Here is a 17506-nt window from a genome sequence, read left to right on the forward strand (position 1 = left end):
AAAAAAAGCACAGAAGAAGTCAAGTCCGTTCAGATGACAGGTTACAGTAGAATGCTTCATACATTGGTCAGGCGCCGTTGGCTGGTGATCGGTATTGCTGTATTATTGCTTGTAGTCACAGTGTTACTTCTGCCTTTTATCGGGACAGAATTTATGCCCCGACAGGAAAGTAAAGCTTTCACTATAATGGTGAAAATGCCTGAAGGGACCCAGTTGGAACGAACATCTTCGGCTGTAGCCAACCTGGAGGAGCTGATCTTTATGATTACGGATGATCCGGCAACCACAGTATACAGTCATGTCGGCGAGGGGAGCGTTTCTGAAAATGCCATTTTTGAAGGAGAAAATACAGCAATGATGAAGGTGATCCTTTCTCCGGATGCTGCTTTTTCTCCGGAAACCGTCATTGCCCGGTTTTTACAGATGGCTGAGAATCCGGATGGACTGGAGTTGACGATTAAACAGGAAGAGAATACATTAAGTTCTTTACTGGGTAGTGAAGGAGCGCCGATTGTTGTAGAAGTCAAAGGAGAAGACCTTGATGAAATTGCCGGGATTACGGGAGAAGTGAAAGAAAAGATGTTAGGAGTCAATGGATTGTATAATATAATGTCTTCTATTGAAGACGGAGCACCTGAGATCACTATTTCCATAGACCGTACAGTAGCAGGGATCAATAACCTGAGTGTAGGTACCGTTATAGAGCAGCTAAAGCAGCAATTGAGCGGACAGGAAGCCGGAAAAATGGAATACCGCGGCGAAATGCGGGATATCATTATCAAGGTACCTGATATTACACTCAGTTCATTGGGTGCATTGGTGATCAAAAGCGGGAGCCAGGAATTCCGGTTGCAGGAAATTGCCTCTATCACGGAATCGCAGGCGCCTAAGGAAATATTCAGGAGAAACCAGAACAGGATCAGTAGAGTGATGGCCAATATGGATGCGGATCGGTCGCTGGATAAAATGGCACAGGAAGTAAGAGGAGTGCTCAAAGATATTGAATTGCCTAATAATTATCTGATCACAGTCACAGGAGAGGAAGAAAAACGACAAGAGTCAATGGGTAGTTTGATGTTCGCCTTGGTTCTCTCCATTGTATTGGTATATATGGTTTTGGCCTCCCAGTTCGAATCATTGTTACATCCTTTCACCATTTTATTAACCATCCCGTTGGCTGTAGTTGGGGCCATCCTGTTGTTCTTTTTTACTGGAACGACTATCAATATGATGGGGGTGATCGGTATTGTAATGTTGGTAGGTATAGCGGTGAACAACTCGATCATTCTGGTGACCCGTATCAATCAGCTGAAATTGTCCATGTCGCTTACCGATGCGATTGTACAGGCCGGGCAACAGCGTATCAGGCCTATTATCATGACCAGCCTGACTACCATTCTGGCTTTGTTACCCATGACTTTCAGTTTCGGGGAGGGAGCTTCTTTACGTTCACCCATGGCCATTGCTGTGGTTGGTGGACTGGTCACTTCCACCATCATGAGCCTGATGGTCATTCCATGTGTATATTATGTACTGGAACAAGCTAAAAGACGCTTATTAAAAAGAACGGAAGAATGAATTTCCTGTTGAATAGAAGAATAACGATCAGCATGTTGTTTATTGCACTTACCCTGTTGGGGTATGTGTCCTATAAACAGCTTCCAGTTGAATTGCTGCCTAATGCAGAGCTTCCGGTATTGTTCGTACAGGTTTCCTATCAACAGGATATGGATCCGACTTATGTGGAATCTGAGGTCATTATTCCGTTGGAAGGCGGTATCACATCCATGGGAGGGGTCGAGAACATCCAGTCTACAGTAGGGAGCCGTCAATCGTACATTCAGGTCAATTTCAAGAAGAATATCAATTTTAAGATTACCTCCCTGAAACTTCAGGAAAAGGTAAATGAACTGGCTTCCGGTTTCCCTGAAGGTTTTTATGTACAGGTGCAGAAAGTGGATGTATCCCAGATGAACAATAACTTCATGGCACTGCAGGTACGCGGGTCCGGAGGTACGGACAGGGTCCGGAATATTGTGGAAAAGGAGATCCGTCCCGACCTGGAAAATATTGATGGGGTCGCTGCCGTGAATATATACGGGGGAAGGGAAAGAGCCATTGAGGTGCAATTGGATCCTGATGCATGTAAGGCATTGAACCTGACACCATCCGGAATCAGCAACCTACTCTCCCAGAATACACAGGAAAAGACTTTTGTCGGGTTCGCAGTTGAACCGGACAATAAATATTTTATCCATGTAAATTCTATTTATACCAAGGTTTCCGACCTGGAAAATATTGTCGTGGCGCCGGGTCCTGTATTGTTAAAGGATGTCGCCACCGTCTTTTTTGATCTTAAAGAAGAAACCAGTTACAGCCGTGTTAACGGAAAAGATGCTATTTCGGTGACTCTGGTCAACGATGCGCAATCCAACCTGATTGAATTATCTCACAGGACATTAGAATCGATCGACAGGTTGAATGAGGAACTGGTTGCATTTGATGTGGAAATTGTTGTCCAGGAGAATAATGCGGAAACCATGGAAAACAATATCAACCAAATCATTAACCTGGCATTGGTGGGTGGTTTGCTGGCCGTATTGATTCTTTGGTTCTTCCTGAAAAATGTCCGGCTGGTGTTTTTCATCGCCTTGTCTATTCCTATTTCCGTTTATACGGCATTCAATTTCTTTTATGCATTCGGTATTACCATCAACAGCCTCACTTTGGTAGGAATGGCTCTGGCTGTGGGGATGCTGTTGGATAACAGTGTGGTAGTGCTGGAAAATATTTATCGTTTGTCCGGGTCCGGTCATACGCCGGAACAATCCGTTACCCAGGGAACCAAAGAGGTCTGGCGTTCGATACTCGCTGCGACACTTACTACGATTACCGTATTCCTGCCCTTCGTATTTTCGGATAATTTTATGATCAAACTGATGGGACACCATATCGGTGTATCGATCATATCCACGTTATCCATTTCCCTGTTTGTTGCCCTGCTGTTTATTCCGATGGCTACATACTCTATCCTCCGGAAAAAGAACAGTAAGAGTGTATTCTATGAAAAAGTATCCATCACACAACGTCCGGTCCAGATCTATCTCGTATTCCTGAAAACCTGTATGCGTAATCCGGGGGTAACTGTTTTGGGCGCCATTGTGATCCTTTTCTTCACATTGATCCTTTCATTGAGTTTAAATGTGCAGCAAATGAAGGATGTGGATTCGGACCGCTTCAATGTTTATGTGAGAATGGAGACCGGTAGCACCCTTGATAATACCGATAAAGCCGTTAAGGTGATGGAAGACCGCCTGAGTGATTTTCCTGAAATGAAGGAGCTGGTTTGCCGTATCCAGGAGACAGAGGCGGTACTGACATTGATCATGAAAGAAGATTTCCGGAAGATCAATAAAAGGGAAATATCCGATATCAAATCGGATGTGCAGAGGCGGTTGTCAGAGATCAATGGTGCCGAAATTTCTATTTCGGAGGCCATGAGCGGCGGTGGCGGTGGCTCTGCCATGAGCGGGATGGGTAATTTTATGCGTTTGCTGGGTATCGGAGATAACCGTGAACGGATCGTGATCAAGGGATCCGATATCGACCTCATGCAAATGGTTGCTGAGGATATCCGTTATTACATGGAAGAGCAGGAATTTATCCGGGGATCCTGGGTATCATATACCCGCCGGCAACCTGAATTATTGCTGGACTTTGACCAGGTATTGCTGACTTCATATGACATTACAAGAGCCAATATTTCTTCCGGCCTTACCGCATTGAATCCCAGTTTTTCATCAGGAACCACCTTTAAGGTAGGTGAAGATACTTATGATATCATTATCCGGAACAATATCCCTGAAGAAGAGGAGGAAGAGGAAAAAAAGAAAAGGGAAAAAACGGTGGATGACCTGCGTGCTATACAAATACAGAATGCCAATGGGGGATTACACGACCTGAACGACATTGCGTCTATTAATTATGGACGCGGCAGGGCACAGATCATCCGTGTTAACCAGGACAAGCAGATAGAGGTGTACTATAACTTTGCCAGGAATGTTGAGCAATCCAAATCTTTACTGGAAGGATACCGTTCGGATATAGACCAGTTGATTGCAGGGTATAATCTTCCTTCCGGTGTAGCGGTACAGGTATTCCATGAAGAGGATATACTGGCCGATTTTAAATTCCTCATTCTGGCAGCTTTTCTTTTGATATTCATGATTCTAGCTTCGGTGTTTGAGTCTATTGTTACGCCATTTATCCTGTTGCTTTCCATTCCCCTGGCGGCCATAGGGTCGCTGGCTGCATTGCTGATTACGGGAAACAGCCTGTTGAATGCCAATACTCTGACGGGATTTATCATTTTATTGGGAGTGGTGGTCAACAACAGTATTATCCTGATCGATTACTCAAATATACTGCGTAAGCAGGGCTACCGCCGCAACCGGTCATTGATGATGGCAGGGTTGTCCCGTATCCGTCCGATCCTGATCACCTCCATTACCACCATTGTGGCTATGTTCCCGATGGCTATGGGGAATACGGAATATGCCGGCGCTATCGGCGCTCCATTTGCGATTACCGTGATCGGAGGACTTTCGTTTTCTGCTTTACTGACATTGATACTGGTTCCGACCGCCTGTATGGGATTGGAAAACACCCTTCAATGGTACCGGTCTTTACCGCGGAAAACATGGATCATTCATCTGGTGATATTCCTGGTCGGTGTTTTCTGCATCTATCAATATGCAGAAGGTTTGTTGTGGCAGATCATTTATCTGGTAGGTATGATCATCCTGATTCCGGGAATGACTTATTTTGGACAGACCAGCCTCAGAAGAGCCAAAACCAAATTAATCCGTCCTGATGACGAGATACATATATCCGTACGTAACCTGGTCAAGATCTATGACTGGCCGGGACGTATACGCCGCCAGTGGAACAGTGGCCTGAAAATAAGGAAACGGCTGGGATTAAGTAATGAATACCAATCGTTGAAGGACTTTGTCAATATATCCTGGCAATTCGGACTATTGGCGTTTGGGATCTATTTTACCTATTTCTTTATCGGGAAAAAATTCTGGATATTCATCCTGTCTTTTGTCATTTATGCTGCGGCACTCAGTTTATGGGGAAAAGTACGTAGATACCTGAATTATAAATTTGAAGGGAACAAAATTGTCAGATTCTTCAATCGTTTGATATTCTGGCTCATTCCATTGCTGGTGCTGACCGGTATGTACCGGAAAATGGATAATCCCAACCTGATCATTACCATAGGGATCATCTGGGTTCTATGTTTGTTCATATATAAAACTTCCCAGTATATATACGATAAGGAGATCAATGTGGAACGGGTAAAGGGACGCCTCAGGCGTATTTGGTTCCGGTTGGTGAAGAGCATTCCGCTGATCGGGAAGCAGCGAAAGCCGTTCAAAGCTTTACGCGGCGTTTCTTTCGAGATCCGTAACGGCATGTTCGGTTTATTGGGTCCTAACGGGGCGGGGAAATCAACGTTGATGCGTATTGTCTGCGGTATCTTTGAGCAGAGTTACGGCAGTATCTGGATCAACGGGCTGGATACCCGAGTATACAGGGAAGAACTGCAGAGCCTGATCGGCTTCCTTCCACAGGAATTCGGCACCTATGAAAATATGTCTTCGTGGGAATTTTTGGATTACCAGGCTATCTTAAAAGGTATCGCGGATAATGACCTCAGAAAGGAAAGGATCGAATATGTACTCAAAGCCGTCCATATGTATGAAAGGAAAGACGATAAGATCGGGTCTTTCTCGGGAGGGATGAAACAACGGATCGGGATCGCCCTGATCTTATTGCACCTACCACGTATCCTGATCGTGGATGAACCGACGGCCGGACTGGATCCACGGGAAAGGATCCGTTTCCGTAATCTGCTGGTGGAATTAAGTAAGGACCGGATCGTGATCTTTTCGACGCATATCATAGAAGATATTTCCAGTTCATGTAGCCAGGTGGTGGTCATCAATAAGGGCGACCTGAAATATTTCGGCGATCCTTCCGATATGGTGGAGATGGCTACCGGAAAGATATGGAATTTCTACATCGATAAGGATGATTTCGATACGACACTGGATAAGTCCATGGTAGTGCACCATATCCAGGACGGAGATACCATACATGTCCGTTACCTGGCCAAAGAACAGCCATTTGAAAATGCCGTTCCCGCCGAACCGAACCTGGAAGATGCTTATCTCTGCCTTCTGAAAAATATGCATCAATGAAGCGGATAGTTGAATATAATCGTAAAGACGTACATCATGACCTTTAAACAATTCATCATCCTGTTACCCAAGATCGTGAAATACAATCTGAAGGTGATTTTTGCCGGAAAATTCATCTGGTTCCTGTTGGCCGCATTCGGATTTTTTGCCTATTTTATGTTCCAGAGCGCCTGGAACAGGAATGAGATCAACGAACGGCTGATCTATGACCTGTTGATCTTTCCCTGTGTATTGCTGATCTTCTATCCGGCTGTATTCGGTATCCAGAATGATGAGGATAACCGGATGCTGGAAATACTTTTCGGCATTCCCGACTATAGGTACAAAGTCTGGGGGGTACGCCTGGTGATGATCTATGTCGCCATTTATTTTATACTGGTATTGTTTTCGCTGGTGGCCTCTGTGCTGATGTATCCTGTGAACCCCTTCGAAATGTCGGGCCAGCTGATGTTCCCCTTGCTTTTTTACGGAAACCTGGCCTTTATGTTCTCCACCATCACAAGGAGCGGGAACGGAACCGCCGTGATCATGATCATCGTTAGTATCCTTCTGATCTTTCTGGTCCAGACTGATCTTATCCGGAATACTTTCTGGAATATTTTACTGAATCCTTTTCAGGTACCCCGTAATTTCCTTCCTGTCATCTGGGAAAGCATTGTCATTAAAAACCGTATATTCTTACTGGTAGGTAGTATTATCTGGATGATGATCGGGTTACTGAATCTGCAGAAAAGGGAGAAATTCGTATAAGATCTTTCATACAATACCCGTAAAATGTTTATATTTTTACGAGTAAATTGTATGGGAATTTGTGAGGTTATGAGAATTATTGTAAAATGATTCATGAGGCTGGAAAATAAACTTATTTTAGGAATTCATGGTTCTTTAGAGTTTGTTTATAATTCCCGGATTTTATTCCATAAATTATAATGATTGAATACTTGTGCTATCTGTTTATCATTACCTTTTTGATGTATATTGATGAAATATAAAGATAGGTCTTGTGATCTTCGTATGATGGTACAGTATTCTTCAAATTTTACGGGAATGTGAATCTTTTTAGCAGGTGTACCGCACAATAAAGCCATCGCCTTAGTCCAAATATCATCTGCTGAAGGAGCCAATCTCATGAACAGTTGCTCATTAGTTACCTCTGCATTTAAAGATTGGGGAGGATAAAGTATTCCGCCAATACCTGTGGGAAAATTTAAATGGGAAATATCTTCTTCGCTGATATCCGGTTTCCATTCATCATAAGGTTTTAATACCCCTTCTTCTGTAAAAGATATCCTATGGCCTCTCCCAAATAAGATTACATCAGGGGTGGCAAGGTAGGCATGGACAAACCGTTCGATAAAGTCCCTTGCATAGATCACATCATCATCTACCGTAATGATTGAGGCGGAAGGATAAGCAATAAGAGCTGGGATTAACTTTTTGTAGGATTTCAGGTCTTTACAAAACTCAATGATTAAGCCACGATTTCGCATCTTTTTCAGACTGACAGGGAGATTATTTTCACAAAACTCATCTTTTGCTAGCCATAAAATGATTTTATTCGCTTTGATGGTCTGGCTGAATAAACTTTCAATAACGACTGGCACATCATATATTCTTTTTCCGTAAGTGGTTAATGAGACAATGATTTCATTTTTCCCATAAAGCCGGTCTGAAATTCCCATCTCGCAGGAAGTATAGGCCATTTTTTCATAATCAAACAGTTTGGTTTGGTATTCTACCTCTTTACTAATGATGTAATTCATGTATTTTAACCATTCGTTTTGCATGTTCTGTTTTTTAATACCTATTAAAACTATTAATATTTATCCGTACAAACATATACACTCTTGCAAAGAGTCTTGTTTTTTAATAATTGTTTTTAATCTACTTGGTAAAATAAATAAATTATTTAGTATTATCTTGGCAACGTAAATAGAAATTAATTTTTCTCAATATTTTTTGTTCTGTATTTATATTTTATATTAAAAAAATAATATTTTTGTGGAACATATTTTTCTATTAGCTTATTAAATAAATAATGAATATCTTGTCTGATCTTATCTCTGTTGTCATACCAGTTTATAACAGATCTGAAGCATTAAAAGCAACATTAAGAAGCATCATTAATCAGACTTATAAAAATATTGAAATCATTGTTGTTGATGATGGTTCAGAAGAAGATATTCAAACATTAATAAAAGCCATTAATGACAGCCGATTAGTTTATTATAGATTGGAACATACCAATGCCAACATAGCAAGAAATTACGGTATTCTAAAAAGTAGAGGAAAATACATTGCTATGATTGATTCCGATGATATTTGGCATTCAGATCATTTAGAAGATAGCATTAGATTTATAACAAATAATAAAGTAGAAGGGATTTATGGCGGACTGTATCTAAAGAATAGAAATTCAAATAATATAATTAAGGTTATAAAAGTTCGGCTTCCTTATTCTACTGAATCTATGATTGACTATTTACTTAAAACTGTTTATGGAGCACAAACTTCAACTCTTTTTATGACTAGTGAAAGTGTAAGAAAAATAATGTGGGACCCGAATTTAAACAGGCATCAGGATTATGATTTTGTGATAAGATATTCAAAAGTTTTTAAATTTTTACCTAAAGATGGAATAACTGTTGATTATGTTTTTTCTCCCAAAAAAAATATTGATTTCAAATCCTGTATCAATATGATTTCTGCCAATAAAAAAGATATAGACCCGCAACTGTATAATAGTTATCATCTATCAATGCTTAAATCTGCAATTCAACAACAAGCAGATAAAAAAATAATAAATCATTATAAAAAACATGCAGTAAAGTATAAAGAATATATCACATTTCAGTTTTATGCATCTTTAAAAGATCCTAGGAATGTATTCCAACGAATCTATACAAGGATTTCCTTTGTATGGAGGGTGTTAACTATAGATATGTGAAAAATCTTTTATACGATTGATTTTGAAATTTACGAAGATGAAATATAATTTAAAAGATACTACATTCCTTATAATAACTAGGCTTGATACTATTGAGAGACTGGAAAATATTTTAGCCGTCACTTCTTTTATTCTCAAAAACTTTGAAACAAATATACATTTGTGGGAAAGCTCAGGTTATTGTAATGGGTTTTTAAGAGTACTATTAGATTCACACATCCAATATAGTTTCATCCAGGATGACGATCCGATCTTCCACAGAACCAAATATATAAATAGGATGATGGAAGAGGTTGCGACCTCCTATGTTTCGGTTTGGGATACGGATGTTATTGCTCCACCTCAACAAATTATAGATACAGTTAATCTCCTAAGAAATGGTAAAGCTGATTTTGTCTATCCATATGAAAAGTTATTTCTTGAAACTTCGTTAATTTTGAGAAAAATTTTCTTAACCAACGGTTGTGATTTACAGGTATTGATTAGAAATAAGAAACGGATGAATCTATTATATATGCCAATCCCAGTGGGAGGGGCATTTTTTTGTAATGTCGATTCATATCAGAGGTCTGGATTGGAAAATGAAAATTTTTACGGATGGGGGATTGAAGATGGCGAAAGATATACGAGATGGATCAAAAAAGGCTTTCTGGTTAAAAGAATTTCAGGACCTTTATTTCATTTAACCCACCCGAGAGGAATCAATAGTACAATGCATCACAAAGATCAACATATTATTAAAAGAAAAATCCTTAATCTTGCAGCCAATGCTCAAATGACACATTTATAGATGCCTTATCCATTTTGAAAATACCTATATAATAATTAAACATTTAATAATAATCTAAAAATTAAATCTATGAAAAAATTAAAGAAACTTAATTTGGATTTTCTTGCAGAAGAAGCTACTGCTTTAACGGAAAATCAGGAAAATATGATTGTTGGAGGAGGAAGCGGTATCTCTCCTTTTGATACACTTTGGCATTATATGACGGGGTCTGGATCAACATATACTCTTACCGGTTCACAATTTTCCAGATTGTCGGAAACAATCGGCTCGATAGGAAATAATAATGTCACATGGGTTGAAATAAATGGGACTATGTATGCAAAATGTAATATGAGTCTTTATGGTACAGACTACGAAAATTCATTAGGTACATGTAGTGTATATTTCGATCAATGTGGTAATATGGTTGGGATGAAAGATTTTTATGATTTTAATACATCTGATATTAATAGAGAATGGTGGGATCAAATGAAAACAAAGATTGGTTCTCATATACCTGGATCAGAGTATCACATAGGGTATGGAATACATGACTAGATTCTTGTTTTTAACAATATTCCTGTTTTCTTTTTATGCTTGTGATAGAACGAGAACAGGAATTATTGAAAGAGATCATTCCATAACATCCGATCCGTTTACAACTTTTATGCCTGACATTTATACTTCAATAGAAGAAAATGATACATATGTTGAATGGCGCTTTGGGGGATTTTTAGGGAATCTTCAGATAGAGAAAAGATATTATACCGGCATAAAAGACTCCTTGATTTTTATAAATTCCGGTCTCGATGGATTCAATTTTTTATATTCTTCCAAGAGGAGAATCATTCTTCCGAATAGTGGAAATAAGTTAAAAATAAAGTTTATATACGAATATCAGCCTGATCCAGGCAGTGACGCTGAAATGAATTTTAGACTGATTTTTTTTACCAATAATATCGTACTTAAGGAGTTTATTGGAAAAGTTCGACCAACGATAGAGGCAGGTAGTAATGTCAAAGCAGAGAAAAATAATATTTCTACAGAGACCTACACATATAAAATTCCCCCGGGAGCGAATAATATAGAAGTATCATTTTACTCATATGATCAGGAAGAAATCAAAGATTTAAATTACTCTTTCAACCGAAATTCCGACCTGGTAGGAGCAGCTTATTTTGCTTTAAACAGATTTGACGTAAGTATTGACAAAAAACCTCTTGAGAAATATATTTATAATCATGAAATACCTTATTCGAAGGCGCAAATTTTTGAGATATCAAAAGAAAATAGCGATAGTTTGATAATTGATAATGATGTAAGGATCCTCGGCATAGGAGAAAGTGTACATGGAAGCGGTACATTTCTCGTACAGAGTTCATCAATCATTAAAAAACTGATCACAGATGGGTACGATATTGTGGGTTTTGAAGCGTCTATAACAGATGGAATAAAGCTAAACGATTATATAAAAGGAAGGAGAAATGATATAAAAGATATTTTAGGTAATGGGGTATTTAACTTTTATAATGATTCTGTTATGATAGAGCTGTTTAATGAATTAAAAGCATATAACAGAATGAACAATAATAAAATTTCGGTTTTTGGATTTGATATTCCCTGGATGGATGAAACAAGCAACTTAACACATGCAGCAGAAAATAATTTTAAGGTTTGTGAAGAAGAATACTTTAATGCTTACTTGAAAAATTTCTACCATAAGTATTATTCTTATTATGTCAGGGATAAACTAGCTTTTCATGTATTAATGCGCCATCTAAGAGATCAAGTAATGAGTGAGAATATATTTTATTTAGATAGTCTTCTTAAGAAAGAAAAGAAAATGATTCTTATGGCACATCTGGGACATCTGAGTAAGAAAAGGTCAACTGAGCCTTCTGTAGGTTATAACCTTTCTGAAAGGTATGGAAATCAATATGCGGTAATTGGGATGTTTACAAAAGAAGGGACTTTTTTTTCCAATCATTTTGCTGGTTTTAGTACAAACAGAATTACAAAAGCTTTTCCACTTTCCCATCCTATAGGGAAAAGTATCGAACAACTTTGCTCCGAATTAGGGAAAAACACTTTTTATATGAATCATATCAAAGATATGGAACTATTAGACAGAATTTTGTATTCACGTTATATAGGTGCAGGTTACTCTGTTATGCAATTTGCTCCAATAAATATGCGCAAGGAGTTGGATATGGTATGGTTTACAAGAACTAGTGAAGCAAGCCGGATACTGACAAAAAAACCTGATTAAATATAAAATTTTATGGATATTGTAAAATCATTAGCTAATTATATCATTGACAATAAAAACAGGTTTGATTACGGATTTGCTAATGGACTTGCGGGTAATTGTTTATTTCTATATGAATCATCAAAATCGTTAGGAATAGATATTTATGGAAAGAATGCGGATAATTTATTAGATGGACTTTTTGATTCAAAACTTATAAAAAGATTGAAGCCTGATTTTATAGACGGGTTGTCGGGCATAGGATGGTGTCTTGAGTATTTTTTGAAGCAGGGGTTTTGTACTGGAGATCGTAACGAAATTCTTGAAGATATTGATATTGCTGTTTTTAAAGTAATTTCAGAAAATAGAAAAATACCTTTAGGACTTTGGGATGGATTAATCGGATATCTTTTTTATGTTATTAGTAGGTTGGAAAATAATATTGAATGTGAAGGTTATTTTATTAATATTGAGTTGTTTAAGGAGTTGATTAATCGAATTGATGAAATTGCCCCAGACCATTTTCCATTTATGGTAAAAGATGCTAGGTTTGAATTATTCTGGACATATTCAATGTTATTTTATGTTATTACAAAGTCCTTAAAATTAAATATTTATAATGAAAAAATAGTTAATGTGCTAAAACAATGGATATTGTATATTGAGACTTTATTGCCAAGCCTACATTCTCACAGGCTTTCTTTAGCAATATCACTTCTGGAATTAAATAAGATAATCAATTTGCCAGAAATAGAAAAACAGATAAATATATTGCTATTTTCTATTGACTATAACAAGTTCACACAAGAATGCGATATTGATTCTTTTAGCTTTAATCTTAATTGGATTGGTCAGGTGTTTATTTTAAAAAAGGCAACTATATTATTTGATTCAAAATATTCAAATTATAATAAATTAGAAATATTACGAATAAATATGATAAGAACTTTTAAGAAAAAGTTTGAAGAACGAATTGCTGAAACTTTAAAAGAAACTAATGCAGAAAATAAACCAAATAGTACGTTGTTATCTGGATTATCTGGAATAGGGTTGATGTATTCGGTTTATCCAGAATGCATTGAGTGTTAAAGTGATGTTTAAAAAATCGAAAACTTATTTTTAAATAAATAGCATATGAGAAATAGATTGCTCTTATTTATGCGTTTGTTCTCTAGTTTTTATCATTTGAGATAATCTATCTTGATAGTTAAAGAATATGAAAAATTTGAAGAAATTTCCTCATGAGTACCAGATGGATGCCAAGGATTGCGGTCCGGCATGCCTGAAAATCATCGCCAAGCATTATGGGAAATATTATTCGTTACAATATTTAAGAGACTTATGTGGAATCACTCGGGAAGGTGTATCTTTTTTAGATATCAGCTATGCTGCTGAAAAAATTGGTTTAAGAACTGTTTCAGTAAGAATAAATTTAGATGCTCTAATTGATAAGGTTTTATTGCCATGCATCATTCATTGGGATAATAATCATTTCATTGTTGTTTACAGAGTAACAAATAATAAAATATATGTTTCCGATCCTGCTAAAGGATTGTTATCATATAATCATGAAGATTTTTGTAGAAAATGGTATAAGAAAGAAGAAAATGAAGGTGTATTGCTGGCTTTGGAACCGATGGCCAATTTTAAACAGATAGAGGCCCATGAAAAAATAGAACGGTGGAAAAATTTCGAGAACCTGCTGGGGTACTTTACCCCTTACAAAGGAGCTTTTAAAACACTGTTTTTTATCATGCTTATTGCAACGGGCTTACAGGCTATGCTGCCGTTCATCTCCAAAGCAGTCATCGATATCGGGATCCATACGAGGGACATTAATTTTATAGAACTGGTACTTGCCGGCAATATTGTTATCCTCTTGAGTATTACCCTTTCCAATGTCTTGCGCGACTGGGTGCTTCTCCATGTGTCCACACGTGTGAATGTATCCCTTATCTCAGACTATCTGGTCAAGCTGATGAAGCTGCCGGTCACGTTTTTTGAGAACAAGCTGGTAGGGGATATCCTGCAGCGGGCCAACGACCATGAACGGATCCGCAGTTTTGTCATGAACAATTCCCTGGGGATGCTGTTTTCCGGAATTACCTTTCTGGTTTTCACAATCATCCTGCTTATATACAACATCAATATCTTCTTTATCTTTCTTGCCGGAAGTATACTGTATGTGGCATGGGTGCTTACTTTTCTGCGGGTAAGGAAAAAACTGGACTGGGAATATTTTGAACTGTTGTCGAAAGACAGGAGTTACTGGGTAGAAACCATTGAGAACATACAGGAAATAAAGATCAATAATTATGAAGACATCAAAAGGTGGAAATGGGAAGCCATACAGGCCCGGTTATACCGGTTGAATATAAAGGTGTTGAAGATAAATAACGCACAGATGCTGGGATCACAGTTCATCAGCAGTATGCAGAATATGGCGGTGACATTTTTCTGTGCCATTGCCGTCATTAACGGCGAGATCACTTTCGGGGTCATGATTTCCACCCAGTTCATTATCGGGATGTTGAACGGACCGGTGGCGCAATTCGTTCATTTTATCCAATCGGGACAATATGCGAAGATCAGTTTTATGCGGATCAATGAGATCCAGCAGTTGAAAGACGAAGAAGAAACGATCCTTCCCAATGATATAGAACTTCCCCAAAACAAAAATATTGAAGTCAGGAACTTATCATTCCAGTATTCCCCCCATGCTCCCATGGTCTTAAAGAATGTGTACCTGCTGATTCCGGAAGGAAAAGTTACGGCCATCGTAGGAGACAGCGGATGCGGAAAGTCAACTTTGCTGAAGTTGCTGTTGCGGCTTTACCATCCATCCTACGGGGAAATCTGTATCGGCAATATGAATATCAACAGCATCACGCTCCGGCAATGGAGGAGTAAATGCGGCTGTGTGATGCAGGATGGAAAGGTATTCAGTGACACCATCCAAAACAACATCGTATTGGGAGACGAGGATCCGGATTATGAAAAAATCAAACGAGCTACCGAAACAGCCAATATTTCTTCTGAGATAGAAGCCATGCCCCAGGGCTATCAGACCATGATCGGAGAAACCGGAAGGGGATTGAGCGGGGGACAGAAGCAAAGGTTGCTGATCGCAAGGGCTTTATATAAGGATCCTGATTATCTGTTTCTGGATGAAGCGACCAATGCGTTGGATACCATCAATGAACAAAAAATCATCAAAGCGTTGAATAATGTATTCAAAAACAGGACGGTCATCATTGTGGCCCACCGGTTGAGCACCATCAAGAAAGCAGACCAGATCGTGGTGATGAAAAACGGTATGGTCGTAGAGATCGGGAACCACAACAGCCTGATGGGGCAAAAAAAACATTATTATCAATTAATACAGAGCCAATATGATCTGGAATCGGAAGAAACCGAAAAGAAGTGAGGAGATACAGGATATCATTGACCGGATGCCCACTGCTTTTGGGCGCGGTGTGGCTGTTGCCGTTTGTATCTTTGTTTTTCTCCTTTTATTGTTCGGCTGGATCATCAAATATCCGGACAGTGTCAGCGGACAGATAAAGATCAATTCATATAATGCTCCTGTAAAACTGGTATCCGGCAGTCTGGGGAAAATCACCATTCTGGGTATTTCTCCCAGGGATAACGTACGGGAAAACGATTATATCGCCGTTATTCAAAACACAGCCGATGTGGAAGACATGAAACGTGTTGCAGGGCTTCTGGATCGTTTTGACCCCATGATAGCTTTTGTGGCTCCTGTAAAAGGCATATTCCCGGATAAAGTTTCCCTGGGGGAACTGAATCTGAAGTATTATACCTTCTTAAGCGCATTCAGGAACTTATCCGAATATGAAACAGAAAATATATATGAAAAACAAAAGGAAGGTATTAGGGAAGGGCTTTTGTGGAAAGAAGAGATCCTGGGAAAAAACCGGACCATGAAAACAACCGTGGAGGAAAAGAAGGAAATAGCCATGAAATGGTATGATAAGTATACTACTTTATATGACCGGTTTGATAGTCTGGGCGTTGCCACCATCAATGAATATGAAACGGACATGAATAAAGACAATTATCTGTCGGCATTGCAGAATGAACAAAATCTGGAAAAGGAACTGCTTTCGCTTCAGATGCAGATCACCAGCGACAGGAATACCCTGGACAGGTTGAATGTGGAACAGAAGGAGCGGGAAACGCAGATGCGGATGGACCTGTTGTCTTCCTACTACGATTTGAAAGACAATATCAAAATGTGGGAACAAAGGTATGTTTTCAAAGCGCCGTTTGACGGACAGGTTGAATTCCTGAAATTTCTTTCGGACAATCAATATATTCAACAGGGGGAGGAGATTTTCGGGATTGTTCCCAAAGAAACCACCATCATAGGACAGATGTATCTTCCGGCGGGAGGTGCCGGTAAGGTAGAAGTAGGAAACAGGGTGACCGTACAACTGGAAAATTACCCTTATCTGGAATACGGGTCGGTGGAAGGGGCGGTTGCTTCCATTTCATTGATCACCAATCAACAACAGGCCCAGCAGAATGTGATCAATACCTACCTGATCAATGTGGAATTACCCGACGGATTGAAAACGAATTATGGGGAACAACTGGATTTCAAATATGAGATCGAGGGAATTGCCCATATCATCGTTAAAGAACGCAGGCTTATCGAACGGTTATTTGATAACCTGAGGCATCGGACGAAATAAAAACAAATTCATAAAACCGGAAAAAGAAAGTTCCATTATGGAAATTTAAATGATTTGACTAATTATTAATAGAATATGGAAAAACTTCCTTTGATCAGTGTCATTATGACGGTTTCGATTCTTCCGATCTTTCAAAAAATGCTGTAAAAAGTGTGCTGGATCAAACTTATCGGAATTTACTGTTTGAAAATATATATTTCATGAAGTATTTTTTTTGTTGTTTACTGTTGTTGTTTTACCTGTCGGCAAATTCACAGGAACTGACCGAAAGGTTCAGCGATATTGAAAACTGGGATTTCTTTACTAATGGAATCAGTTTGGGCGACAATATGCAGAACATAAAAATCAAAAGGAATTTGAGAAGTGCAGGCGACCGCGGTCCTGCTTTTATAGCTGGCACCATTAACCGGGACACTTTACGGTTCGGGCTTCAATACACTGTTCCCTTGCCCCGGGATAGTATTTTCTTATCTTTTGATTTCAAAAGCTGTAAATTAGAAACACTGTCACTCAAATTGTATTTTTACGATAAGAAGGAACAGTTTATTGATTCCC

Annotated in this window: 12 protein-coding genes; 11 read left to right on the forward strand and 1 reads right to left on the reverse strand. The window is 38.8% G+C overall.

Annotated features, from left to right (window positions below):
- The 3 genes from LBQ60_11330 to LBQ60_11340 all read left to right on the forward strand — a co-directional run.
- Positions 1-1578, forward strand: a 1578-nt coding sequence (locus LBQ60_11330) for an efflux RND transporter permease subunit (protein ID MDR2038503.1), incomplete at its 5' end; no start/stop codon positions are given.
- The gene (locus LBQ60_11335; GenBank protein MDR2038504.1) at positions 1575-6269 is read left to right on the forward strand and encodes an efflux RND transporter permease subunit; all 4695 of its coding nucleotides are present in this window, start codon (positions 1575-1577) and stop codon (positions 6267-6269) included. The genes LBQ60_11330 and LBQ60_11335, both read left to right, overlap by 4 nt.
- Positions 6270-6305: 36 nt before the next feature.
- Complete coding sequence (locus LBQ60_11340) at positions 6306-7019, forward strand: hypothetical protein (GenBank protein MDR2038505.1); 714 nt, start codon at positions 6306-6308, stop codon at positions 7017-7019.
- Between the two features lie 146 nt (positions 7020-7165).
- Here LBQ60_11340 and LBQ60_11345 read toward each other — a convergent pair whose 3' ends face one another.
- On the reverse strand, positions 7166-8056 hold the full coding sequence (locus LBQ60_11345; protein ID MDR2038506.1) for a hypothetical protein: 891 nt from the start codon (positions 8054-8056) through the stop codon (positions 7166-7168).
- 260 nt (positions 8057-8316) lie between these two features.
- Here LBQ60_11345 and LBQ60_11350 point away from each other — a divergent pair, with 260 nt between their 5' ends.
- From LBQ60_11350 to LBQ60_11385, 8 genes are all read left to right on the forward strand, one after another.
- Entirely contained in the window at positions 8317-9216 is a 900-nt protein-coding gene (locus LBQ60_11350) for a glycosyltransferase (protein MDR2038507.1), read from the forward strand.
- Positions 9217-9253: 37 nt separating this feature from the next.
- Entirely contained in the window at positions 9254-10006 is a 753-nt protein-coding gene (locus LBQ60_11355) for a hypothetical protein (protein ID MDR2038508.1), read from the forward strand.
- Between the two features lie 69 nt (positions 10007-10075).
- A complete protein-coding gene (locus tag LBQ60_11360; protein MDR2038509.1) occupies positions 10076-10543 on the forward strand; it encodes a hypothetical protein in 468 nt (155 codons plus the stop codon).
- A gap of 109 nt (positions 10544-10652) precedes the next feature.
- Complete coding sequence (locus LBQ60_11365; GenBank protein ID MDR2038510.1) at positions 10653-12254, forward strand: erythromycin esterase family protein; 1602 nt, start codon at positions 10653-10655, stop codon at positions 12252-12254.
- Positions 12255-12266: 12 nt separating this feature from the next.
- Positions 12267-13322 carry a hypothetical protein gene (locus tag LBQ60_11370; GenBank protein ID MDR2038511.1) on the forward strand — a complete coding sequence of 352 codons (1056 nt, stop codon included), beginning with the start codon at positions 12267-12269 and terminating at the stop codon, positions 13320-13322.
- A 127-nt stretch (positions 13323-13449) separates the two neighbouring features.
- Positions 13450-15660 carry a peptidase domain-containing ABC transporter gene (locus tag LBQ60_11375; protein ID MDR2038512.1) on the forward strand — a complete coding sequence of 737 codons (2211 nt, stop codon included), beginning with the start codon at positions 13450-13452 and terminating at the stop codon, positions 15658-15660.
- On the forward strand, positions 15626-16951 hold the full coding sequence (locus LBQ60_11380) for an HlyD family secretion protein (protein MDR2038513.1): 1326 nt from the start codon (positions 15626-15628) through the stop codon (positions 16949-16951). The genes LBQ60_11375 and LBQ60_11380 overlap by 35 nt, the downstream gene beginning before the upstream one ends.
- Before the next feature lie 200 nt (positions 16952-17151).
- Positions 17152-17506, forward strand: a 355-nt coding sequence (locus LBQ60_11385; GenBank protein MDR2038514.1) for a hypothetical protein, incomplete at its 3' end; no start/stop codon positions are given.

This window comes from Bacteroidales bacterium (genome assembly GCA_031275285.1).
Lineage (GTDB): Bacteria > Bacteroidota > Bacteroidia > Bacteroidales > UBA4181 > JAIRLS01.

Bases quoted from the DNA above. Each gene is read 5' to 3' on its own strand.
- LBQ60_11380 (MDR2038513.1), top strand. From the start codon at position 15,626: ATGATCTGGAATCGGAAGAAACCGAAAAGAAGTGAGGAGATACAGGAT.
- LBQ60_11340 (MDR2038505.1), top strand. From the start codon at position 6,306: ATGACCTTTAAACAATTCATCATCCTGTTACCCAAGATCGTGAAATAC.
- LBQ60_11335 (MDR2038504.1), top strand. From the start codon at position 1,575: ATGAATTTCCTGTTGAATAGAAGAATAACGATCAGCATGTTGTTTATT.
- LBQ60_11345 (MDR2038506.1), bottom strand. From the start codon at position 8,056: ATGCAAAACGAATGGTTAAAATACATGAATTACATCATTAGTAAAGAG.
- LBQ60_11370 (MDR2038511.1), top strand. From the start codon at position 12,267: ATGGATATTGTAAAATCATTAGCTAATTATATCATTGACAATAAAAAC.
- LBQ60_11375 (MDR2038512.1), top strand. From the start codon at position 13,450: ATGAAAAATTTGAAGAAATTTCCTCATGAGTACCAGATGGATGCCAAG.
- LBQ60_11355 (MDR2038508.1), top strand. From the start codon at position 9,254: ATGAAATATAATTTAAAAGATACTACATTCCTTATAATAACTAGGCTT.
- LBQ60_11365 (MDR2038510.1), top strand. From the start codon at position 10,653: ATGCCTGACATTTATACTTCAATAGAAGAAAATGATACATATGTTGAA.
- LBQ60_11360 (MDR2038509.1), top strand. From the start codon at position 10,076: ATGAAAAAATTAAAGAAACTTAATTTGGATTTTCTTGCAGAAGAAGCT.